17 protein-coding genes are annotated in these 17,583 nt (G+C 39.5%); 8 read left to right on the top strand and 9 right to left on the bottom strand.

The features are described 5' to 3' along the window. Window positions 1–163: 163 nt before the first annotated feature. Window positions 164–1,069: an AraC family transcriptional regulator gene (locus tag EV695_RS10155; RefSeq protein WP_131905807.1), complete on the bottom strand. Its 906-nt coding sequence runs from the start codon at window positions 1,067–1,069 to the stop codon at window positions 164–166. Window positions 1,070–1,261: 192 nt separating this feature from the next. Between EV695_RS10155 and EV695_RS10150 the strand changes: the two genes are divergently transcribed. Both EV695_RS10150 and EV695_RS10145 read left to right on the top strand, forming a co-directional pair. After that, entirely contained in the window at window positions 1,262–2,002 is a 741-nt protein-coding gene (locus tag EV695_RS10150) for an SDR family oxidoreductase (protein WP_131905806.1), read from the top strand. Window positions 2,003–2,069: 67 nt separating this feature from the next. Beyond that, a complete protein-coding gene (locus EV695_RS10145; protein ID WP_131905805.1) occupies window positions 2,070–2,561 on the top strand; it encodes a DUF1097 domain-containing protein in 492 nt (163 codons plus the stop codon). Window positions 2,562–2,710: 149 nt separating this feature from the next. Here EV695_RS10145 and EV695_RS10140 read toward each other — a convergent pair whose 3' ends face one another. Continuing rightward, a complete protein-coding gene (locus tag EV695_RS10140; protein ID WP_131905804.1) occupies window positions 2,711–3,100 on the bottom strand; it encodes a hypothetical protein in 390 nt (129 codons plus the stop codon). Window positions 3,101–3,526: 426 nt separating this feature from the next. On the opposite strand from EV695_RS10140, the gene EV695_RS10135 reads away from it, so the two are divergent. The 3 genes from EV695_RS10135 to EV695_RS10125 all read left to right on the top strand — a co-directional run bounded on the left by EV695_RS10135 (window position 3,527) and on the right by EV695_RS10125 (window position 8,933). Further along, the gene (locus EV695_RS10135; RefSeq protein WP_131905803.1) at window positions 3,527–4,705 is read left to right on the top strand and encodes a DDE-type integrase/transposase/recombinase; all 1,179 of its coding nucleotides are present in this window, start codon (window positions 3,527–3,529) and stop codon (window positions 4,703–4,705) included. Between the two features lie 1,040 nt (window positions 4,706–5,745). Next, on the top strand, window positions 5,746–7,713 hold the full coding sequence (locus EV695_RS10130; protein WP_131905802.1) for a bifunctional diguanylate cyclase/phosphodiesterase: 1,968 nt from the start codon (window positions 5,746–5,748) through the stop codon (window positions 7,711–7,713). 308 nt (window positions 7,714–8,021) lie between these two features. Next, entirely contained in the window at window positions 8,022–8,933 is a 912-nt protein-coding gene (locus EV695_RS10125; RefSeq protein WP_131905801.1) for a 2OG-Fe(II) oxygenase family protein, read from the top strand. Between the two features lie 467 nt (window positions 8,934–9,400). On the opposite strand, the gene EV695_RS10120 is transcribed toward EV695_RS10125, so the two are convergent. Beyond that, window positions 9,401–9,802, bottom strand: coding sequence for a GFA family protein (locus tag EV695_RS10120; RefSeq protein ID WP_131905800.1), 402 nt, complete (start codon window positions 9,800–9,802; stop codon window positions 9,401–9,403). 650 nt (window positions 9,803–10,452) lie between these two features. On the opposite strand from EV695_RS10120, the gene EV695_RS10115 reads away from it, so the two are divergent. The 3 genes from EV695_RS10115 (at window position 10,453) to EV695_RS10105 (ending at window position 14,005) form a co-directional block, all read left to right on the top strand. Then, window positions 10,453–10,707, top strand: coding sequence for a hypothetical protein (locus EV695_RS10115; protein ID WP_131905799.1), 255 nt, complete (start codon window positions 10,453–10,455; stop codon window positions 10,705–10,707). A 155-nt stretch (window positions 10,708–10,862) separates the two neighbouring features. After that, entirely contained in the window at window positions 10,863–11,876 is a 1,014-nt protein-coding gene (locus EV695_RS10110; RefSeq protein ID WP_131905798.1) for a hypothetical protein, read from the top strand. Window positions 11,877–11,932: 56 nt separating this feature from the next. Then, entirely contained in the window at window positions 11,933–14,005 is a 2,073-nt protein-coding gene (locus tag EV695_RS10105; RefSeq protein WP_131905797.1) for a TonB-dependent receptor, read from the top strand. Window positions 14,006–14,285: 280 nt separating this feature from the next. On the opposite strand, the gene EV695_RS10100 is transcribed toward EV695_RS10105, so the two are convergent. The 6 genes from EV695_RS10100 to EV695_RS10075 form a co-directional block, all read right to left on the bottom strand. Then, a complete protein-coding gene (locus EV695_RS10100; protein ID WP_131905796.1) occupies window positions 14,286–14,711 on the bottom strand; it encodes a hypothetical protein in 426 nt (141 codons plus the stop codon). Window positions 14,712–14,864: 153 nt separating this feature from the next. Then, entirely contained in the window at window positions 14,865–15,434 is a 570-nt protein-coding gene (locus EV695_RS10095; protein ID WP_131905795.1) for an SMI1/KNR4 family protein, read from the bottom strand. A 146-nt stretch (window positions 15,435–15,580) separates the two neighbouring features. Next, window positions 15,581–16,207 carry a LysE family translocator gene (locus EV695_RS10090; RefSeq protein WP_131905794.1) on the bottom strand — a complete coding sequence of 209 codons (627 nt, stop codon included), beginning with the start codon at window positions 16,205–16,207 and terminating at the stop codon, window positions 15,581–15,583. Between the two features lie 94 nt (window positions 16,208–16,301). Further along, window positions 16,302–16,634 carry a YnfA family protein gene (locus EV695_RS10085; RefSeq protein ID WP_131905793.1) on the bottom strand — a complete coding sequence of 111 codons (333 nt, stop codon included), beginning with the start codon at window positions 16,632–16,634 and terminating at the stop codon, window positions 16,302–16,304. Window positions 16,635–16,729: 95 nt separating this feature from the next. Beyond that, window positions 16,730–16,957 (bottom strand): immunity protein Imm33 domain-containing protein, encoded by a 228-nt coding sequence (locus EV695_RS20555; protein ID WP_424273800.1) that lies wholly within the window; start codon window positions 16,955–16,957, stop codon window positions 16,730–16,732. Window positions 16,958–17,200: 243 nt separating this feature from the next. Next, entirely contained in the window at window positions 17,201–17,578 is a 378-nt protein-coding gene (locus tag EV695_RS10075; RefSeq protein ID WP_131905792.1) for a carboxymuconolactone decarboxylase family protein, read from the bottom strand. Between the last annotated feature and the right edge of the window lie 5 nt (window positions 17,579–17,583).

The raw sequence follows: 17,583 nt of genomic DNA, 5'->3' as shown, positions 1-17,583 counted from the left end.
AATTTAACGAATTTAACAATAAACGTGGAGTGCCGCATAAAGTGAGATTCTGGCGAAACATATAAATGTGTAGTATTGAGATATTCAGAAAAGCGAATGCACCAAAATACTTGTGATTTGCGTTGTTTGCACCACTATTGGCTATTCTGTTTCAGGTATATTTTTAAAGAAAATGTAATTGGTCTTCATTTAGTTTTAGTTTCGCAATATCTCTTTTAGGCGGCGCCCCAAACAGTTTTGAATAGTCTCTACTGAAATGAGAAGCGCTTTCATAACCAACTATTCTAGCGGTAGTATTAGCATCCATATTGTCAGATAACATAATCTGACGAGCTTGTGTTAAACGGAGGCGTTTTACATATTGGATCGGACTTAACGTGGTTACTTTTTTAAATTGGTTATGAAAACTTGAAGGACTCATATTCGCAATAGCGGCCAAATCATCTACCAAAATTGTCTTTGATAAATCAGACTTGATCGTGTCGATAACCTTAGAAATCCGTTGAACATTGTTAGTTACCATTGATGCATCAATTATTTGAGAACCATGAGGGCTAGTCAAAAGATAGTAGTAAAATTCCTCCATAACCAAAGGTGCTAAATGAGGAATATTTTTTGGGTTTTCTAATAACTTTAATAATCTAGCAATTGCATCTAATAAATTATCGTTCGTATCACCAACAAATAGACCTGTATGAGCCACGGTACTTGATGATTTACATAACTTCAATTTGATAGCTAGTTCACTAATTTTTTTAGCGTCAATATCGATTTGAACGCATAGGTAAGGATTATCAATAGTTGCTTCTATAACTTCACCTATGATTGGTAAGTCAACCGATACAGCTAAAAAATTCCCTTTAGAGTATTGAAAGACTTCATCTCTTAACATTACTTTCTTTATTCCCTGAGCAACGACATAAATTGAAGGCCTATAAATAACAGGTAATTTATTATTTTCTTGAGACATTTTAAAGCAGTGAACGCCCTGAATGGCAGTGTGATTAAGACCTTCGTCCTTAGAGTATTCGTTAATAATAATAGCAATTGTTTCCAACTTAGAATTCATCTAATACCTCTATAAACCTAATAGAATTGGACTTAAATATTACAGGTAAAATTCATTATCATAAAATAACATACTATTTTTTTGCAGGAATAGGCAAAAATCTAGCAGTAATGTGTATTCAATGATTTGTAGAAGCACCATAGAATTACATGGTCATACAAATTAATACACTATTTAACGTTGGAGTACATCATGTCTAAACAAGCTGAATCAATCGCCATAGTCACTGGAGCATCAAGAGGTATCGGGGCTGCTATTGCTAAACAACTATCTCAAGATGGATTTGCGGTAATAATTAATTACATTGGAGATAGAGAGGCCGCAGATCAAGTCGTCTTCGATATAGAAACTTCTGGCGGTAGAGCCCATGCCATTAAAGCTGATGTTTCAAACCCGACAGAGGTTACAAAGCTATTCGATAAAACGATCAATGTCGTTGGTATTCCTAATGTACTGGTAAATTCTGCTGGTATTATGATGCTCGCACCTTTAGGTGACTCTGACGATGAGTTATTTGATAGAACTATAGCGGTCAACTTAAAAGGCACTTTCAACACTATGCGTGAAGCTTCAAAACGATTTGAAAATGGTGGACGAATCATCAACTTATCAACTTCCGTAACTAGCTTAAATCTTCCAAACTATGCGATATATGCAGCTACAAAATCGGCTGTTGAAACTATGACCGCAATTCTATCAAAAGAAATGCGCGGCAGATCAATTACGGTAAATGCTGTAGCGCCAGGACCCACTGCGACAGATCTTTTTCTTAATGGAAAATCTGATGAACTGATAGAACAGTTATCTAAAATGAATCCACTTGAACGTCTTGCAACACCAAATGATATTGCGAATACAGTGTCATTTTTAGCAGGTCAAAAAGGTGCTTGGATAAATGGTCAAACTATTCGAGCCAATGGCGGCATGATTTAAGCATTTTTTATAATTTTAATGATTATAAAAGCTGAAACTATGACATTTATAAAAAGAGACATTTTCCATGACTGAAAAAAACGCATTAATTCAAAAATCATCAATTAAAGGACAACTTGCTTTTACTGCAATAGCGGCATTAACAGCGGCTATTGCAGCTGGATCATGTTTGTTGCTAAATTTACCCGTATGGGCAATGTTCATAGGTTGGGTAGCATTTTTCACAAAAATCGGAAACTTGAATACCGCGCTAATTAATCTGGGGTGTATTATTCTAGGTATAGTATTTGGAATGTTGGCTGGCTTAGGTATTTACGCCATTACCCCAACACTAGGAAGTTTCGCGTTACCGGTTATGGTGTTTACAGTTGGTATGGTAGTCATATCACTAAGAAGCTTACCTATTTTTAACAATTTAATGTGTTATTTCTTAGGGTTGATTTCTTTTTTTGCCTCACACTTAACACCTTCTATTGATACTTTCACATTGCTAGTTAGTGCAGCAAGCATAGGTATTTTTTCTGGATTTATTTCATTAAAACTGCAAATGAAATTATAACTTCGGATTACTTCAGTCTGGTAGTAGTTACAGAATTTGTTTTAAGCGGTGCGGCTAGCACACCTAACGCCGCAATAAAAGGCGAGCTTGCGAGTCCAGCACAACGTCTTTTTGTTGTGCGATTTTAATTGCCTTGTTATGCAATATTTTCAATGCCCAGCACCTTGATTAGCCAAGCCAGACATAACAGCACCAGCAATACCTATTGCACATAATAAAATCGCAACAAATGAAGACGGAATTATGAATTTTAACATTTTCCGCTCTTTCTCAGATTGGGCAAAGTAAAATAAAGAACCTAAATATAATAAATAACCTGATAATGAACTGATTGCTACAATTGGAACTTTTGAAAAAGACTGGATTGCCACTTTAATTAAATACCATGTAAAGCTAAACAAAGCCGTGATTGATTCAAGAAAATTGCTCCCACCTGCTAACAACATAATTGTAAGGAATATTCCAAAACAAAGAATCATCAATGTTGCAATAGATTCTAACCAAAATATTATTTGTTTAAATAATGTCAATTTATTCATATGCATAACAGCTTATTATACAGACGCAAATAATATCTTACTATACGGATTAGCTCAATTTATGCGTATTTGTGGCGCTGTAGCTGGATGATTAGAATAGTTGGGCATTTAATATCTTACTATACAGAAAAAGGGTTTTGATTTTAGTGGCACAACGGTCTCTCCCAAAAAATTTTGTAACCTTATTTATAATTGTAAACACATTCATTTTTTGCCTAATCAAAAAAATGAAAAAACCTCTATAAGTAGGGGGTGACAATTTTAATATGTTTCACAGCTAAAGCTGCGAGATACCTTTTTGTCTACAGCAACAAAAACGTATCCCAAAAAATGCCGCCTGTATGAGTTATAAACATAGGTAACACATTAGTCCAAGTACATAGGTAACAGTTTCTTAAACTATAGGCATCAAAACTGGAGGTGCCTATGCCTTGGAAAGAGTTGTTACCTATGGATCAAAAAGTGCTTTTTATTAGTGACTGGCTTCGAGAAAAATCACTATCAATTACTCAACTCTGTCAGCGATATTCAATTAGCCGAAAAACAGGGTACAAGTGGATAAAACGCTATCAGGAACAAGGAGTAAACGGACTCTATGAGAAAAGCCGTAAACCAATAAGTCATCCCGCTAGTATTCCATTGGCAATTCGCAAAAAAATCATAGAGTTACGTATGCAGTCAGTTATTACTCCAGGTGCTAAAAAAATTCAGGCAAGACTTAAAACGCTCTATCCGAATGAACAACCGCCATCAAAATCAAGCATTTATAATATTCTACATACAGAAGGTTTAGTACACCCACAAAGGCGTCGAAGACGGTACGATCGTTATACAAAACCGCTTAAACGCTCTACGAGCCCCAATGAATTATGGTCGGTAGATTTTAAAGGTCAGTTTAAATTACTCGATGGGCAGTGGTGCTATCCACTAACGCTAATGGATGATTTTAGTCGTTACTTACTGGGGTGTGAATCTCAAAACACCGTTGGAACGCGCACTACGATAAAGTCTTTTGAGTATTTATTCAGAAAATATGGATTGCCTGAACGTATCCGAAGCGATAATGGCGTGCCATTTTCATCAAAAGCTGTGGGAGGTATTTCTAGGTTATCAGCTTGGTGGATAAAACTTGGAATACATCCTGAACGAATAGAGCCAGGAAAGCCTCAGCAAAATGGTAAACATGAGCGTATGCATCGAACATTAAAACGCTATGCAACCCATCCACCAGAGCATTCATTTAAGTTGCAGCAAGAACGATTTGATATATTTAAACAAGCTTTTAATGAAGAGCGTCCCCATGAATCGCTAGACTTTAAAACACCTAAAGAGTGTTATCAGAGCTCAAGACAACCGTTTCCAGAAACAATAAGTGCGCCAGAGTATCCACCTTATTATGAAGTTAGAACTGTCCAGAAAAATGGGACTATTCATTGGAAAAATAATCGGCTATATGTCACTCATTTACTTGAAGGTGAACAGGTTGGTTTAGAAGAAGTAGATGATGGAATATATGCAATTTATTTTTACTTTTATCAGCTAGGAAAATTGGATATCAGAGATAAGGCTGTAGGATCAGGCTGTTATTTATCAATAAAAGTGTAACCTATGTATCTGGACTAAAGTGTTACCTATGTACTTGACCTATACAAATTGCGAGACAACAGCTTTAGCTGGCCCTTTAGGGTGAGACGAAGTCGAATAAAAAATGCCGCCCGACAAACAAGCCTCAAGCGGTTCCCTCGCTACTCAAAAATTGACGAGATTTTAGAACTCGCTCCTGACGTCACTCAAACAACTAAAATCTTAATCATCAATTTTCTGCGTGGCTCGGCTTGTTTGAATGGGATTTGATAAACACCGCTAGAATTAAAAAAGTGCCTGAAAGGTGGGGGGTGATAATTTCCCCTTTAAAAGCAATGAGTATCGCAGGAAAGAGTGGATTAGGATGAAGGTTGTTTGAGCGAAGCGAGTTCCCTTTATCCCCATTCTTTCTGAGAAACGCAATGAACCCGCAGGGTGCTTTTAGGGCAGCTTTTTGTTTGGTTCGTTTATTTTGGCTGAGCAAAATAAATGAACTCGTAGCCTGTAACTAAAATTCGAGGATAAGAATAAAGTCTCTAAGCTACGAAAAAGACCACTCGAATGTAAATAGAATAAAAAAACGCGGTAACCCGCATTCGTAGCTTAGATAAGCTTGCGCCATCTAACGCATGATTTTGCCACATACTTAATTCTTCACTTATCTGTTGTAGTCTATCTTTCGAAACCCAGATGACGCTATCGCTTATCTAGGCTACATCTGACATCGGAAGCCCATAAATCTATCTAAAAGCATATATTCCCCTGTTTCAACCAGCACTGCGGCATCCTTGCGCATGACCCTGCATACCATTCTTGCTTTTGGTAAATCTGGAAGGGCAATTTTGAAATACTGATTGGAATTTGGTATTTAGAATTATTAAAGACCACTAATCAGGAAAATAAGACAAATATTTATGGGTGTTCTAAGCTTGTTTTCATCCTAGATAAAGCTTCCTTGGTATATCCTCACAAGATGAGATTGTGATCAGAATAATAAAAATAATAATTTTAAGTGCAATTGATCTCACTAATTTATTTCACAAATAAAGATAATAAAATAGATGAAAACTAAAGCCCACACGACTATAAAAACCGCTACGAATACAAAACTAAGTCAGAACAAGCCAGGTCCAACAAGCAACAATCTATTGGGTCAATCGGTTAGTTCTACTGCCTATAAAAGCATGCTAAAAGCCATGCGACAGATGATGTCTGATGAACGTATTCAGTTGGTATTGCAAAAAGAAGGTCGCAACAGTATTGAGGAAGACTGGGCGATTATTTCCCAATATACAAGTTTCGAAGAAGGGGTAATTGAACACGCTAAAATTACCACCTTGGGTGAATGGGGCAATAGTAAATTAATCAATATAGATTACGACACTAAAACAGCCTGTTTCAGGGTTTATAACAGTACCGAAGCGCTAAACCAAAAAGAAGATAATGTGTGTATTGGCAGTTACTTCCTCGCGGGAAAACTGACCAGCTGGTGTGAAAAAGTATTCAATGTACATTGCTGGCCCGAGCAAACAAAATTTTTAGCCAAGGGTGATGATTATGATGAATTTATTATCGCGCCTACGGCTCTATCCATAGAATCAGAACTTGCACGACTCGTAAAATCGGACAAAGAAACCTGCGACAATATGGCAGTCGTTATCAAACGACTGAAAAACGAGATTACCTCTAGAGAGCGGGCAGAACTAGCTGTCGCTAAACTGGTTTATTACGATGCTTTAACCGGCGTATTTAACAGACGCTATTTTTATGAAAAACTCGAGGAAGCCTCCTCTGGTGTGAACCCTAAGCAAAATATCTGTGCATTATTACTGATTGATCTCGACTATTTCAAAGCGATTAATGATTCACTTGGCCATAACGAGGGAGACAAAGCGCTTATTTTTGTTGCAGAGAAACTGCAATCTACCATTGCTCAAAAAGAAGACGCAATACTGGCAAGACTGGGCGGAGATGAGTTTGTGATCTTGTTACCAAGATTAGGATCAGATAAAGACGAAGCAAGACAATACGCGACCCAGATTGCCGAGAAGATTCTCGATCAATCAAAACAGGCATGTATTTTAGGCGGCGTTGAACACTTCTTAACCTACAGTGTTGGCATCTGTTTGATGACAGATAGCGACTTGCAAGCAGAAGAACACCTTAAACACGCAGATAACGCTTTATACCAATCTAAATTAGATGGGCGTGATCAGTATTCATTCTTCTCTAGAAAAATGCAGCTGATTGTTGATCAAAAGCACACCCTAAGCAGTGAGCTAAAGGTCGCTATTCAAAAAGAACAATTTATTTTGCACTTTCAGCCCATTTTCAATGGCGATAATCAATTAGTTTCTTGCGAAGCCTTAGTGCGCTGGAATCATCCTAAAAAAGGATTACTGGCTGCCGATAACTTTATCAAACAGGCAGAAGACTCACGTTTGATTATCGCTCTGGGTGAGATTGTCTTAAAAGCAGCCTTTAAAACACTTAAAGAATGGGAAGATAGAAAAATGCTCGATGGCTTTGAGCGTCTATCAATTAACATAAGCCCGCTTCATTTCATGCACCCGACCTTTGTTGAATTTGTGAGAAAAACACTGATGCAAGAAGGGGTTAACGGCAACATGATTATGATCGAGATTACAGAACACAATATGATCTCTAATTTCAAATTATCATCCGCCATTATGAACTCTTTGAGTAAGCTTGGGCTGCGCTTTTCAATTGATGATTACGGTTCTGGCTACTCATCGTTATCTTATCTGCACCGTTTACCTTTCTCCGAATTGAAGATTGATCGAACCTTCATAACGCATGTTCTTGATAATGAAAAAGACCAAAAGATTGTTGGTTCTATCCTTTCACTTGCTCACAGTCTAGACATAGACGCACTGGTTGAAGGCGTTGAAAATAATCAGCAACTTGAATACCTGAAAAAACAAAAATGTAATCTGTTCCAGGGCTATCATTTAGGCAAGCCGGTGAGTAAAAATGATTTTGAAGAAAAGTATCTTTTGAGCAGCTAAGTGAATAGCTAAGTGAATAGCCAAGTGAATAGCTAAGAGAATGACGCTAAACGCTATTCAGGTTTATCCAAATTTGAACGCTGTACAGTTAAACCGCATTTTACTATCTGTCGTGCGTGAATCCTCAAGCATGTGGTTTCTTCTTATAATCCGAACATTCCTTTTCAGCTGATTGTCGATTATATACAAAATCTTAAAAGTGTTTGTTTATATGCGCTATTTATTAACTAAATTAGATGTAATAAATTACGGTTTTCGCCAAGGTTAGAGCGATCACCAAGTAATACATTTAGGAGTTAATACAGACTATGTCACTTAATCAATTACAGTATGCCCGCGACTTAGATTTACCTTCGCGTGAAGCAATGCTCCAACGCGCCCCATCCGTACAACAGTTTTGGGATAACAATACAGACGTACTCAGCAATGCATGGAAAGAGTGGGAAGATAACAATACAGACAATCTTTTCACCCTCGACAGTTCATTGATTGATAAGAATCTACGTGAAGCCGTAATGCAGGCGTGGGAAAATCCAAGCAAAGAATTAGCAGTGAAAGATTTATTGAAGGAGGTCGCACCAGATGTTTTTCAATTCCAATTCTTCGATCCGGAACGACTCGCTGATTTGCGCGGCTATCTAGAAAGCGTCTGGGATGCACAAATACCGTTGCGTCCACCTTATGGAATAGTACTGAATCGTCGAGGCGCTATGCTGGACAAACGCTCAGAAGGATATCTGGGCGCACCGAGCTTTCAAGCGTTTTACCGCGAGATACTTGATACCTATATGCGTCCGATTTCACGCCTACTGTTCCCGGAAGTAATGGGCTATGACACGCAGACGTTTGGCTTTTCCATTCATTACCAGCCAAATACAGATAATTCGATTCGACCACATACAGATGCGTCTGCAGTGACAATGAATATAAATATGAATCTACCTGATGAAGCGTTTAGCGGATCTGAACTCGATTTTTTCAATCCGACGACGCACCAAACAAAGAGATTATCATTCAAGCCCGGTATCGCAATGCTCCATCGCGGCAACGTTGCACACGCAGCTCAGCCGATAACCAGTGGCGAGCGTACCAATATGGTCCTTTGGTTATTCGGAGATCATGGTCGACTGCCGCAGCAGGGTGGTGAACGTGTTGCTATCAGTGCTCAAGAGCGTTGGACAATACCGACAGATCCGCAAGACGACTATGCACCTTTTTAAGGTTCATACAGGTTAGGCTATTTAAATAGAACCGCAATCCAGATTTGTACCAATCACAAATCTGGGTTGTAAGGTTGTCTGATAGAAGCTTACATTTTTAAAAAAGTGCCTCAAAGGTGGGGGGTGGGTTTATGTTTTTCACGCCTTTCGGGGTAGAAAAATGTGAGTATGAACGAGCAGTTTTTAGTTATAATAAAGCCTAAATATTTTGTTATATTTTTTCTGTGTGATCTTCGGTCACGCTGAACAATTCCTCAAGCTGATTCATCTATGCTTGACGACATATCCTCTTTAAGAGGAACAGTTCTTTCAAGAGCGCTGGCTCCTTTGCTTCTGTAAATTCTTCTAGTAAATTTTTCTGATTAGATATTCTATACATAGGATTTTGAATCATAACGCACAGTTTTACGGCGTGGAGTAGATCATCGAAGGTGAGTCCGAAACAGCCACTGCTATTTGATTATAGTTCAATCTGGAAGTCTCTCGAACTTTGGAACCTCCTCTAAATTCTTATCCCAAACAGCTTTACTAGATAAAAAGATGTGTGCAGTTGGCGACATGGAAACTTTAGTGTCCAGGCATCCTGCAGGAACGACGAGTAAATCTGAGGTCTGAGTGCTTGGCAATGCTGAGCCACACAACCTACAAAAGCTTTTATTATGACGAGTGCCTGGAAGCGTAAAGGAAGTCACAGCATCTGCGCCTGACTGCCAGACCAATTTAGCTGATTTTGAAAATAGATTTGCCGCATGAGCCGAACCTGTATCTTTTTGGCAATGCTGACAGTGGCAAAGGTAAAAGCTATCGAAGTTACCTTTTACCTCAAAGCTAACGGTGCCACACAGACAAGAGCCGAAATATTCAGTCATCAGAATCACCTCTATGAACAGTGGATGAAATACGCCTAACGCAGTAATAACTTAGCGCTGATTAATTAATTTGTACTCAATAATAAGGCAAACTAAACCGATACTGCAAACGCCAACTAGAAACCTAAATTAAGGTGGTAAAAGTGGATTATTTTGTTATGTGAATAAACAAAATAGCAGGTCGAACTACACTAAACCCACCGAATAAATATGCTTCGAAACAACAGAGCTAAACATTCAAAAAAACCGCCTATAAGTAGGGGGGGGGACAAAGATTCTTTATAAGTGATTATTAGATTCAAAACGTAATTGTGTTAATTACTTAAGAAAGGTTGAGCTTTCTAATGTTTGGTCAAACTTTCGCTTTCATATAGCTGTTCAGCTTTTGCCCAAAATACTCTCCAGTTTATTAATAAGTATTTAACTGTATTTTTGATATGTTATATTATAACATCATGAGAGTTAATGGACCTTCTCCATTAAAAAGGAACTCAGGATTTTTTAATTTTTTACGACTGCAATCAAATGCGATTAATGATATTTGTCGTGATGCGTGTCACAGGACTTTTTTGTTACCCAAACCGAGATAAACAGCTTTTTGTGTCATGCTGAATAACATCAAATCAAATAATTTTAGATTTCGATACCTAATGTCTTTTTGGGTTTTAGCTTTTTTCCTATTGGCGCAGACGGTTACGCTTTGGCATGCAGAAATACACAGTTTTCATGAGCATGAGGAGCTTTGTCAGACGTTTGACAATCTGGAAAAACAGTCTGTCATTGTCGATACGTCATCCACGCAAATAGAAGTCATTCCACCTTTGGGTGATTACCTTGTAATCTTTCCCTGTCATCTTGTGCAGGTTTCAATTTCTGCTTACGACTCACGCGCTCCACCCATCTAATCTCCTTAAATTAATACATTACGTAAGACAGGCTTGATCTTGTCTGAACAAAATTATTGTCTTTTCTGTAAAGAAACACTTTGTTAATTCGCTTGGGTTAAAGCGATGAATAAGGCTTTCTTGCGGGAAACTGATACCTATTTATGGAAATAAAAATGAAACACCTTATTAACAACAAATTGACGGTTGCCTCTATCTTTTACGTCAGCATATTAATCCTCAGCGGCTGTGGCGGCGGCGGAAGTAGCTCAGCTGATGAAGAGACCTCTGTCGATCTCTCAGATGGATTAAGTCTAAGTCTACTGAATGCTGGAACTGGAGCTTATTATAGTTTCGATAGCGAAACTGAAGCCCGGACTGATCTGAATGAGCTAGCGACGGGTAGTCAGGATAGCTCTATTCAAAATCTCGCGATTACGGATACTTCAAGCGTTGGCTATTTCTTGCATTGGCCAGATTTTAGGGAAGTTGATGGCGAAGAGCAGTTCGATATGAAGTATCTATTGATGCGCCCAACGTATCAGCATGGCACAACAATTGATGCTGACCAAATGGTGCAACTTGCCCATTTACACGGAGATACGCTCGCGGCGCATTCATCCGAGGAATTCCGAGACCCAGAGCCCGGCAGTAGTCAGGAACAATCGCTGTTACGTTTAAATAGCTTTGTTGCTGAACAGAACGAATTGGAAACCGAAGTGACTGAAGTGATGCCAGCAGGTACACAACTCTGTCGAGCTTATATCGACCATTATCTGAAATTTGAAGAGGAAGAAGAGCACGCCGCTGAAGAAGCTGGGGAAACAACTGAAGAAGCCGAAGAAGAACATGAGCACCATGATCTCGTTCACTATGCACTGGATACGACAGGTCGCATGTATTTCTTTGCAGAAGGGGAAAATGGTCTTGAGCAGATGCAAGGATTTGTTCAACTTGATGAAGTTAGCAACATCAGTGACTGCTCTCGCACAACAGTAGCGCGCGTCAGTGAAGATGGTGTTCTAGTGTTTATTCCTGATACCCAGCGACTCTACCTTGTGGATTCTCATGGTGGTGATTTCCATCAGCATTCGACATGGCCTGTTTCTGCATTGTTGCCAGAGAATGAAACAACAGATCTTGTTGCAATCATCGGCACAGGTGAAGAACACGACCACGATCACGAGTAAAAACTAACAAATGCTCCAATTGTACATAGCTGCAATTGGAGCATGAGGATTTTAAAATGAAAGTATTTACTGTGATTTCAGGTCTATTAATGAGTAGTGTCGTACTCGCAGAAACAGAGCTTGAAGAAGTCACTGTTATTGGCACAACGGAGGAGAAAACCTCAGTACCTGAAAAAACCGAAATATTAAAAGAAGGCGCCAGCAATACCACCCTTGGGGCTTATCTGGATGCTTTACCCAATGTAGATTCAGCAAGTTATGGCGAAGCCGTAGGTCGGCCAGTAGTGCGCGGCATGAGCGGATATCGCGTCAAAGTTTTGCACAACGATAATGACCTGAATGATCTCTCTGCGATGAGTCAAGACCACGCGGTCGCCGTTGCCCCGCGGGCTTCCGAGCGTATTGAACTACTCAAAGGTCCCGCCTCGCTGTTATATGCTGCGCAAGCCGGTGGCGTTGTAAAAGTCAGCGATTCACTGAATTCACGATTTCCGGAGAAGGGATTTCATGGCACTGTATCGACAGATCATCGTATAGACGCGGACAGTCATGCTTTGGACGCTCGAGTATCAGTCGCGAATGACAAGTGGGCGTTACGCCTGGGTGGGTTAAAGCAAGAATCGGATTCCTATCAATCAGGCAATGGAGACATCATCGCTGATTCCGACGTAAACACAACTCAAGCTCAAGTTGGCTTAAGCTGGAAACCCAACGCACAAAGCGAATTGCAAATTAATGCAACGAAATTAGATAAAGACTACGGCATTCCAAACAATACGCCCGAAGCAACCCGTATAGATATGAGCCGTGAAGATTTGGGAATCAAGTATCGCTATCAACCAGATCTTGAGTGGTTAGATGAAATCACACTGGATTTTCTCGATAGCGATTACCTGCATGATGAAACCGAAGGCAGTAGAAAAGATGGTCTATTCGGTCAGCAACAACAACGAGGCTCCTTGAATGCAGCCTGGGGCGTCGGAGACTGGATGGGTGAAACACGTATCGGCCTAGCACACAGCGAATTGAAAGTGTGTCATGAACATGGTGCCTGTGATGCGTTTAGCGATGCAACCCGAACAGGCGCAACACTGGGTGATTCAGTCACACAGTATTGGGAGAACACAGGTTTACCATATAGTCACGGTCATCCAATGCCTGATACCCAAAGCCGTATATTTCAAGCATCGACTACGGCACAAAAAATGTTGAATGACTCTCTTGAATTGAGTCTGGGTACTCATTTGCAGTCAAGGCAACTTACGCCTAACCCTGACAATATTCAGGAGCAGTGGGTGCATCCTAGCGGACTTGATCCTGATTATTATGATAAGCGGGACGACCATGCGCTCAGCTTTTCTTTAGGGCTGAATAACAAAGCCGAAGAAAAAAAGCTTACTTGGGAAGCAAGCATCGGTTACCTCGAACGTTTTCCCAGTGTTGATGAGCTGTACTGGAACGGTTTTCATCATGCAACAGACAGTTATATTTTCGGCGATTCAAATCTGGATAAAGAACGTAGTGTGAATCTCGATTTTGATATTGGGTACCAACATAATGAACACCTGATTCAATTTTCCACTTTCTATTATCGCTTCAAAGATTATATTTATCAGGACAGGAGCTATGATGACAATGGCAATGCGTTGATTGATCCATTCCATCTAAGTCAGGTGTGGCTGACGGGGCAGACCGATGCTATTTTTTATGGCGGCTCGCTGCGCTACGAAAATTCACAACTACGTTTTAATGACAAACCGCTGACACTATGGGGGCAGGCAGATGTACTGGATGCATCAAAAACGAATGGTGAAACTCTCCCTCGTACTGCTCCGGCGAGCATGGAAGTGGGCGTTCGTTACGAACCGGCAGACTGGTCGGCCTCACTGAGTCTTAAACATGTTTTCAACGCTGATAAGCTTGCGCCCAATGAAGAAGAAACCTCTGGATATAATTCGTTGAACATCCAGATTAAAAAGGATTGGAAGGTTGCCAATCAGGATGTCGAGCTCTGGCTTAAAGGAACGAATCTGACCGATGAGTACGCTGAAAATCATTTGTCTGTACTCAAAACAACCGCTCCCTTACCGGGTCGTCAGATTTCTGCCGGGATAAACTGGAAATTTTAACTGATTAGTTTTTTGGGATTAGACAGCCTTTCGTGATTTTGATTACGAAAGGCTAATGCCTTGTCTATTCGTTCTTGGACTGTCATTTCGCACAATAAGCTTTAATGTGGTTTTACTAAAAAAGTGCCTGAAAGTAGGGGGGTGCCTAATAGAATGAGTTAAACAGCAGACTTACATAACGCCGCATTAAGGTGTGAGCAATGCTGCCACCTAAACTAAACCAGTGCACCGTAAACAGGAAAACCAACCTTGAACTGAAAATACCAAGCTTTTGAAGCTGCTATTGAATGCTTTGTGATGCTACTGATTTTGAAGACTTGCCTTCGGTCAGGAAAACCCAGACGAAGAACAACATAAACACGAAGTCATTTAACCCATAGATGCTGTAAAACATGCCTGCAAATAGATCTTGCTCATAGACAACACCAAGACTGTTATCCTTAAACCAAAGTAACCAGACAACCACATACACGAGTTTCTCGATAGCAAATGCACCTGCTAACCATTTGACGCCAGATGTAATCGTAGCGGCACTCAAATAAGCCAAGCCCCATACAACGATCATCAACAAGCCAAAGTTAGACATAACTACAGGGTCGAATTGATTGATCGCCGAATTAGTAAACGCACGAGAGAAAATCAGTACGCCACCGATATTCATCATCGCAGCAGCGATAAAACCTAAGGTTACTTTATTGTATTTCATACTTTATCGGCCATCTAAGTGCTTCAATGACAACTTAGATCAATCCACTAATAATGTATTTTTCTATGTTATTCATTTCTCATTGTTCGTATAACGCTTTGCTCAGCGGAAAAATGCGAGTGTGAGCGAGTTGTTTTTCAGATGCAGCAATTGTTAGGTGCTTTTTCCATTGTAGATAATTGCACCGTTAACATCATAGACACTGTCGTATGGTAATAGTGTTGATATAAACTCTTTAAAATTATCTGCGACTACGAGGCTATTACCTTCATCTGATTCAATAACTATAACCCTTGGAATTTTTTTTGAGTCTCTATAATCCAACGCCAACCAAGTATGACCATCACCATCGATTAGTACTAACTCTTTTGGTAAATCCCATGTTTCTATCAAATAAGCACTGTCAAAAACAGAACCGGCTTCATTTGGGTCAAGGCTATAAAACCTGATAATTTGATAGTATCCCTCGCCAAAATAGTACTTTGTTGATTCCGTATTTGCAGCGGAAAGTTTTACTACCCAAGAATCTTTGTTATTTGCAAAATTGACATAATCACTTGGAAGCTTAACTCCATATTCCTTTTCAAATTGATCTATTCTGTCTTGCTTTGAATAAATTTTATAGTCTTGTATCTCTCGAACCTCACCACATTCTGAACATACAAAATAAGCAGTACCATTAATAATATTTGGATCAGGGTACTCTTTATTGCAACATTTCATCTATTTCTCCTTTGTCACCTAGCGCCTTGCTAAGCGGAAAAATGCGATCGCGAGCGAGTAGTTTTCCGTTGAAGCAACGTGTACGGTTACTAAAGCTAAATAACGGGTAAACTTGTTAGAGAATTTAATATCTAATTTATAAATTATTATGATTCTCTGGCAACCATTGTTCCAGCCGCAACAACCATTGTTGTAGCGGCGCCACGATGCAGCAATTTTTGGGCCTTTTTACTTGATAATATATGGCGAACTGCAATTGCTCCAAGAATAAAAACGGCTCCAACAGATAGTAAAACCGTAGCTGTTAAAGGAACTAATATAAATGCCCAGCTTTGAATTGTTATCATTTCTAGATTGATAATCACAGGCAACAAAGCAAGATAGAAAGCGATTGTTTTAGGGTTACCTAGTGTAATTGTGTAACCAGATAAACCTGCTGAAAAAAGATCTTTACGCTTAGGAATGTTTGTTTCGTTTAACGATTGGTGATCAGCTGTCCAAAACTGCCAAGCAAGATACAAGAGATAAATAACAGCACCCCATTTAACGATAATAAATAAAACACTGAAACTCTTAGCTAAGACGGCCAGCCCAAATACTGCGAAAGAGAGATATGTTAGGTCACCTAAAATTAGTCCAGCTAACATAGCAAATCCAGTTAATGCTCCAGAGCTTACACTGCGAGCAACAAGAGCTGTCATACCTGGACCCGGGATTGCGGCGGCTATTGCAAGTGCGGCAATGTAAGTAAATATTTGAGATAGTTCTAGCATTTAAATCTCCATTCTAAACTAAATGTTTATTTGACCGCTTCTAACGCCTTACTCAGCTGAAAACAGCGAGTTGTTTTTCCTCTGTAGTAACTGCTTATAGGTTTTTTGGTGCGAACATAATTATTGCCATACCGATTAACACAACTATGCCCCCCAAAATATCCCAAGAGGTGGGTTTAATTCCATCTACACCCCAGAGCCATAATATGGCGACAAATACATAAACGCCACCGTAAGCGGCATAAACTCTACCCGCTGCCGTTGGATGAAGTGATAGTAACCATGCGAAAAGAGCCAAGCTCAAAGCGGCTGGAATAAGTAACCAAACACTTTTACCTTGCTTAAGCCATAAGTATGGAAGATAGCAACCAACTATTTCTGCAACAGCAGTAATTAGGAATAAGGTTATTGTTTTTAGTTCAAACAAGTAAAAGTCTCTCTATTATTGGTTTGATTGTATAACGGCTTGCTCAGCAGAAAAATCCGAACGCGAACGAGTAATTTTTCCTAGGAGGAAACTTGTTATACGTTTTTAAGTGTTTCATCGTACCAAATATCTTCATAAGTCTCTGTAACTAAAAATCTATAACCCACAGGTAACGCCAAATACTTTTCAATGCTTGGTAGATATTCGCTAATGTGACTTACATGCATTGAGTCAAAGAATTCAGGGTCTTCAGGTAGATCTTCACCGCACCATATATACCAACCGCAAGTCCCATTTTCAAAAGGATGGCGTAAACCGTTTATAGTTTTTCCCCAAGTGTAGATAATGCTATACCTAATGTTTCATATGCTTCTGGAAATACTGTATCTACGCCTTGATTTTTACAGATGATTTTTTGAGCTTCTATCATAATTTATTATTTTCTACGTATAACGCAAAATTAAGGTGTGAAAAACGCTAATACCTTACCTAAAGCATTGTGCCATAAACACTAAACTGACTTGAAGTGAGGGCGCCAAGCGTAGCGAGTAACTCTTAATTTTTTGTTATTCCTTTCGTTCAGCAAGTACTTCTTGAAAAGAAAACATGCCATTTAAAGCTGCTGGGAAACCTGCATAAACGGACATTTGAAGTATCACTTCTTTTATTTCTTCCTCTGTGTAGCCAATATTTAGAGCAGCATTTAGGTGCACTTTAAGTTGAGGGGCACAATGACCTAATGCAGTGAGTGCTGCTATCGTGGCAATCTCTCGTGATTTCAAATCTAACCCGCCACGAGCATAAATATCGCCAAAAGGATACTCGATTGTATACTTAGCTAAATCCGGACAAATATCTTTCAGACTCTCGATAACCTTTTGACCAGCCTCACCATCAATCTTTTTCAGTAACTCTAATCCAGTTTCAAAACGTGATTGTTCCATTTGCA

Source organism: Cocleimonas flava (assembly GCF_004339015.1).
Classification (GTDB): Bacteria; Pseudomonadota; Gammaproteobacteria; order Thiotrichales; family Thiotrichaceae; genus Cocleimonas; species Cocleimonas flava.
This window is presented reverse-complemented; position numbering and strand designations above follow the sequence as displayed.

Bases quoted from the DNA above. Each gene is read 5' to 3' on its own strand.
- EV695_RS10095 (WP_131905795.1), bottom strand. From the start codon at position 15,434: ATGAAATGTTGCAATAAAGAGTACCCTGATCCAAATATTATTAATGGT.
- EV695_RS10130 (WP_131905802.1), top strand. From the start codon at position 5,746: ATGAAAACTAAAGCCCACACGACTATAAAAACCGCTACGAATACAAAA.
- EV695_RS10155 (WP_131905807.1), bottom strand. From the start codon at position 1,069: ATGAATTCTAAGTTGGAAACAATTGCTATTATTATTAACGAATACTCT.
- EV695_RS10075 (WP_131905792.1), bottom strand. From the start codon at position 17,578: ATGGAACAATCACGTTTTGAAACTGGATTAGAGTTACTGAAAAAGATT.
- EV695_RS10145 (WP_131905805.1), top strand. From the start codon at position 2,070: ATGACTGAAAAAAACGCATTAATTCAAAAATCATCAATTAAAGGACAA.
- EV695_RS10140 (WP_131905804.1), bottom strand. From the start codon at position 3,100: ATGAATAAATTGACATTATTTAAACAAATAATATTTTGGTTAGAATCT.
- EV695_RS10150 (WP_131905806.1), top strand. From the start codon at position 1,262: ATGTCTAAACAAGCTGAATCAATCGCCATAGTCACTGGAGCATCAAGA.
- EV695_RS10110 (WP_131905798.1), top strand. From the start codon at position 10,863: ATGAAACACCTTATTAACAACAAATTGACGGTTGCCTCTATCTTTTAC.
- EV695_RS10105 (WP_131905797.1), top strand. From the start codon at position 11,933: ATGAAAGTATTTACTGTGATTTCAGGTCTATTAATGAGTAGTGTCGTA.
- EV695_RS10120 (WP_131905800.1), bottom strand. From the start codon at position 9,802: ATGACTGAATATTTCGGCTCTTGTCTGTGTGGCACCGTTAGCTTTGAG.
- EV695_RS10100 (WP_131905796.1), bottom strand. From the start codon at position 14,711: ATGAAATACAATAAAGTAACCTTAGGTTTTATCGCTGCTGCGATGATG.
- EV695_RS10115 (WP_131905799.1), top strand. From the start codon at position 10,453: ATGTCTTTTTGGGTTTTAGCTTTTTTCCTATTGGCGCAGACGGTTACG.
- EV695_RS10090 (WP_131905794.1), bottom strand. From the start codon at position 16,207: ATGCTAGAACTATCTCAAATATTTACTTACATTGCCGCACTTGCAATA.
- EV695_RS10125 (WP_131905801.1), top strand. From the start codon at position 8,022: ATGTCACTTAATCAATTACAGTATGCCCGCGACTTAGATTTACCTTCG.
- EV695_RS10135 (WP_131905803.1), top strand. From the start codon at position 3,527: ATGCCTTGGAAAGAGTTGTTACCTATGGATCAAAAAGTGCTTTTTATT.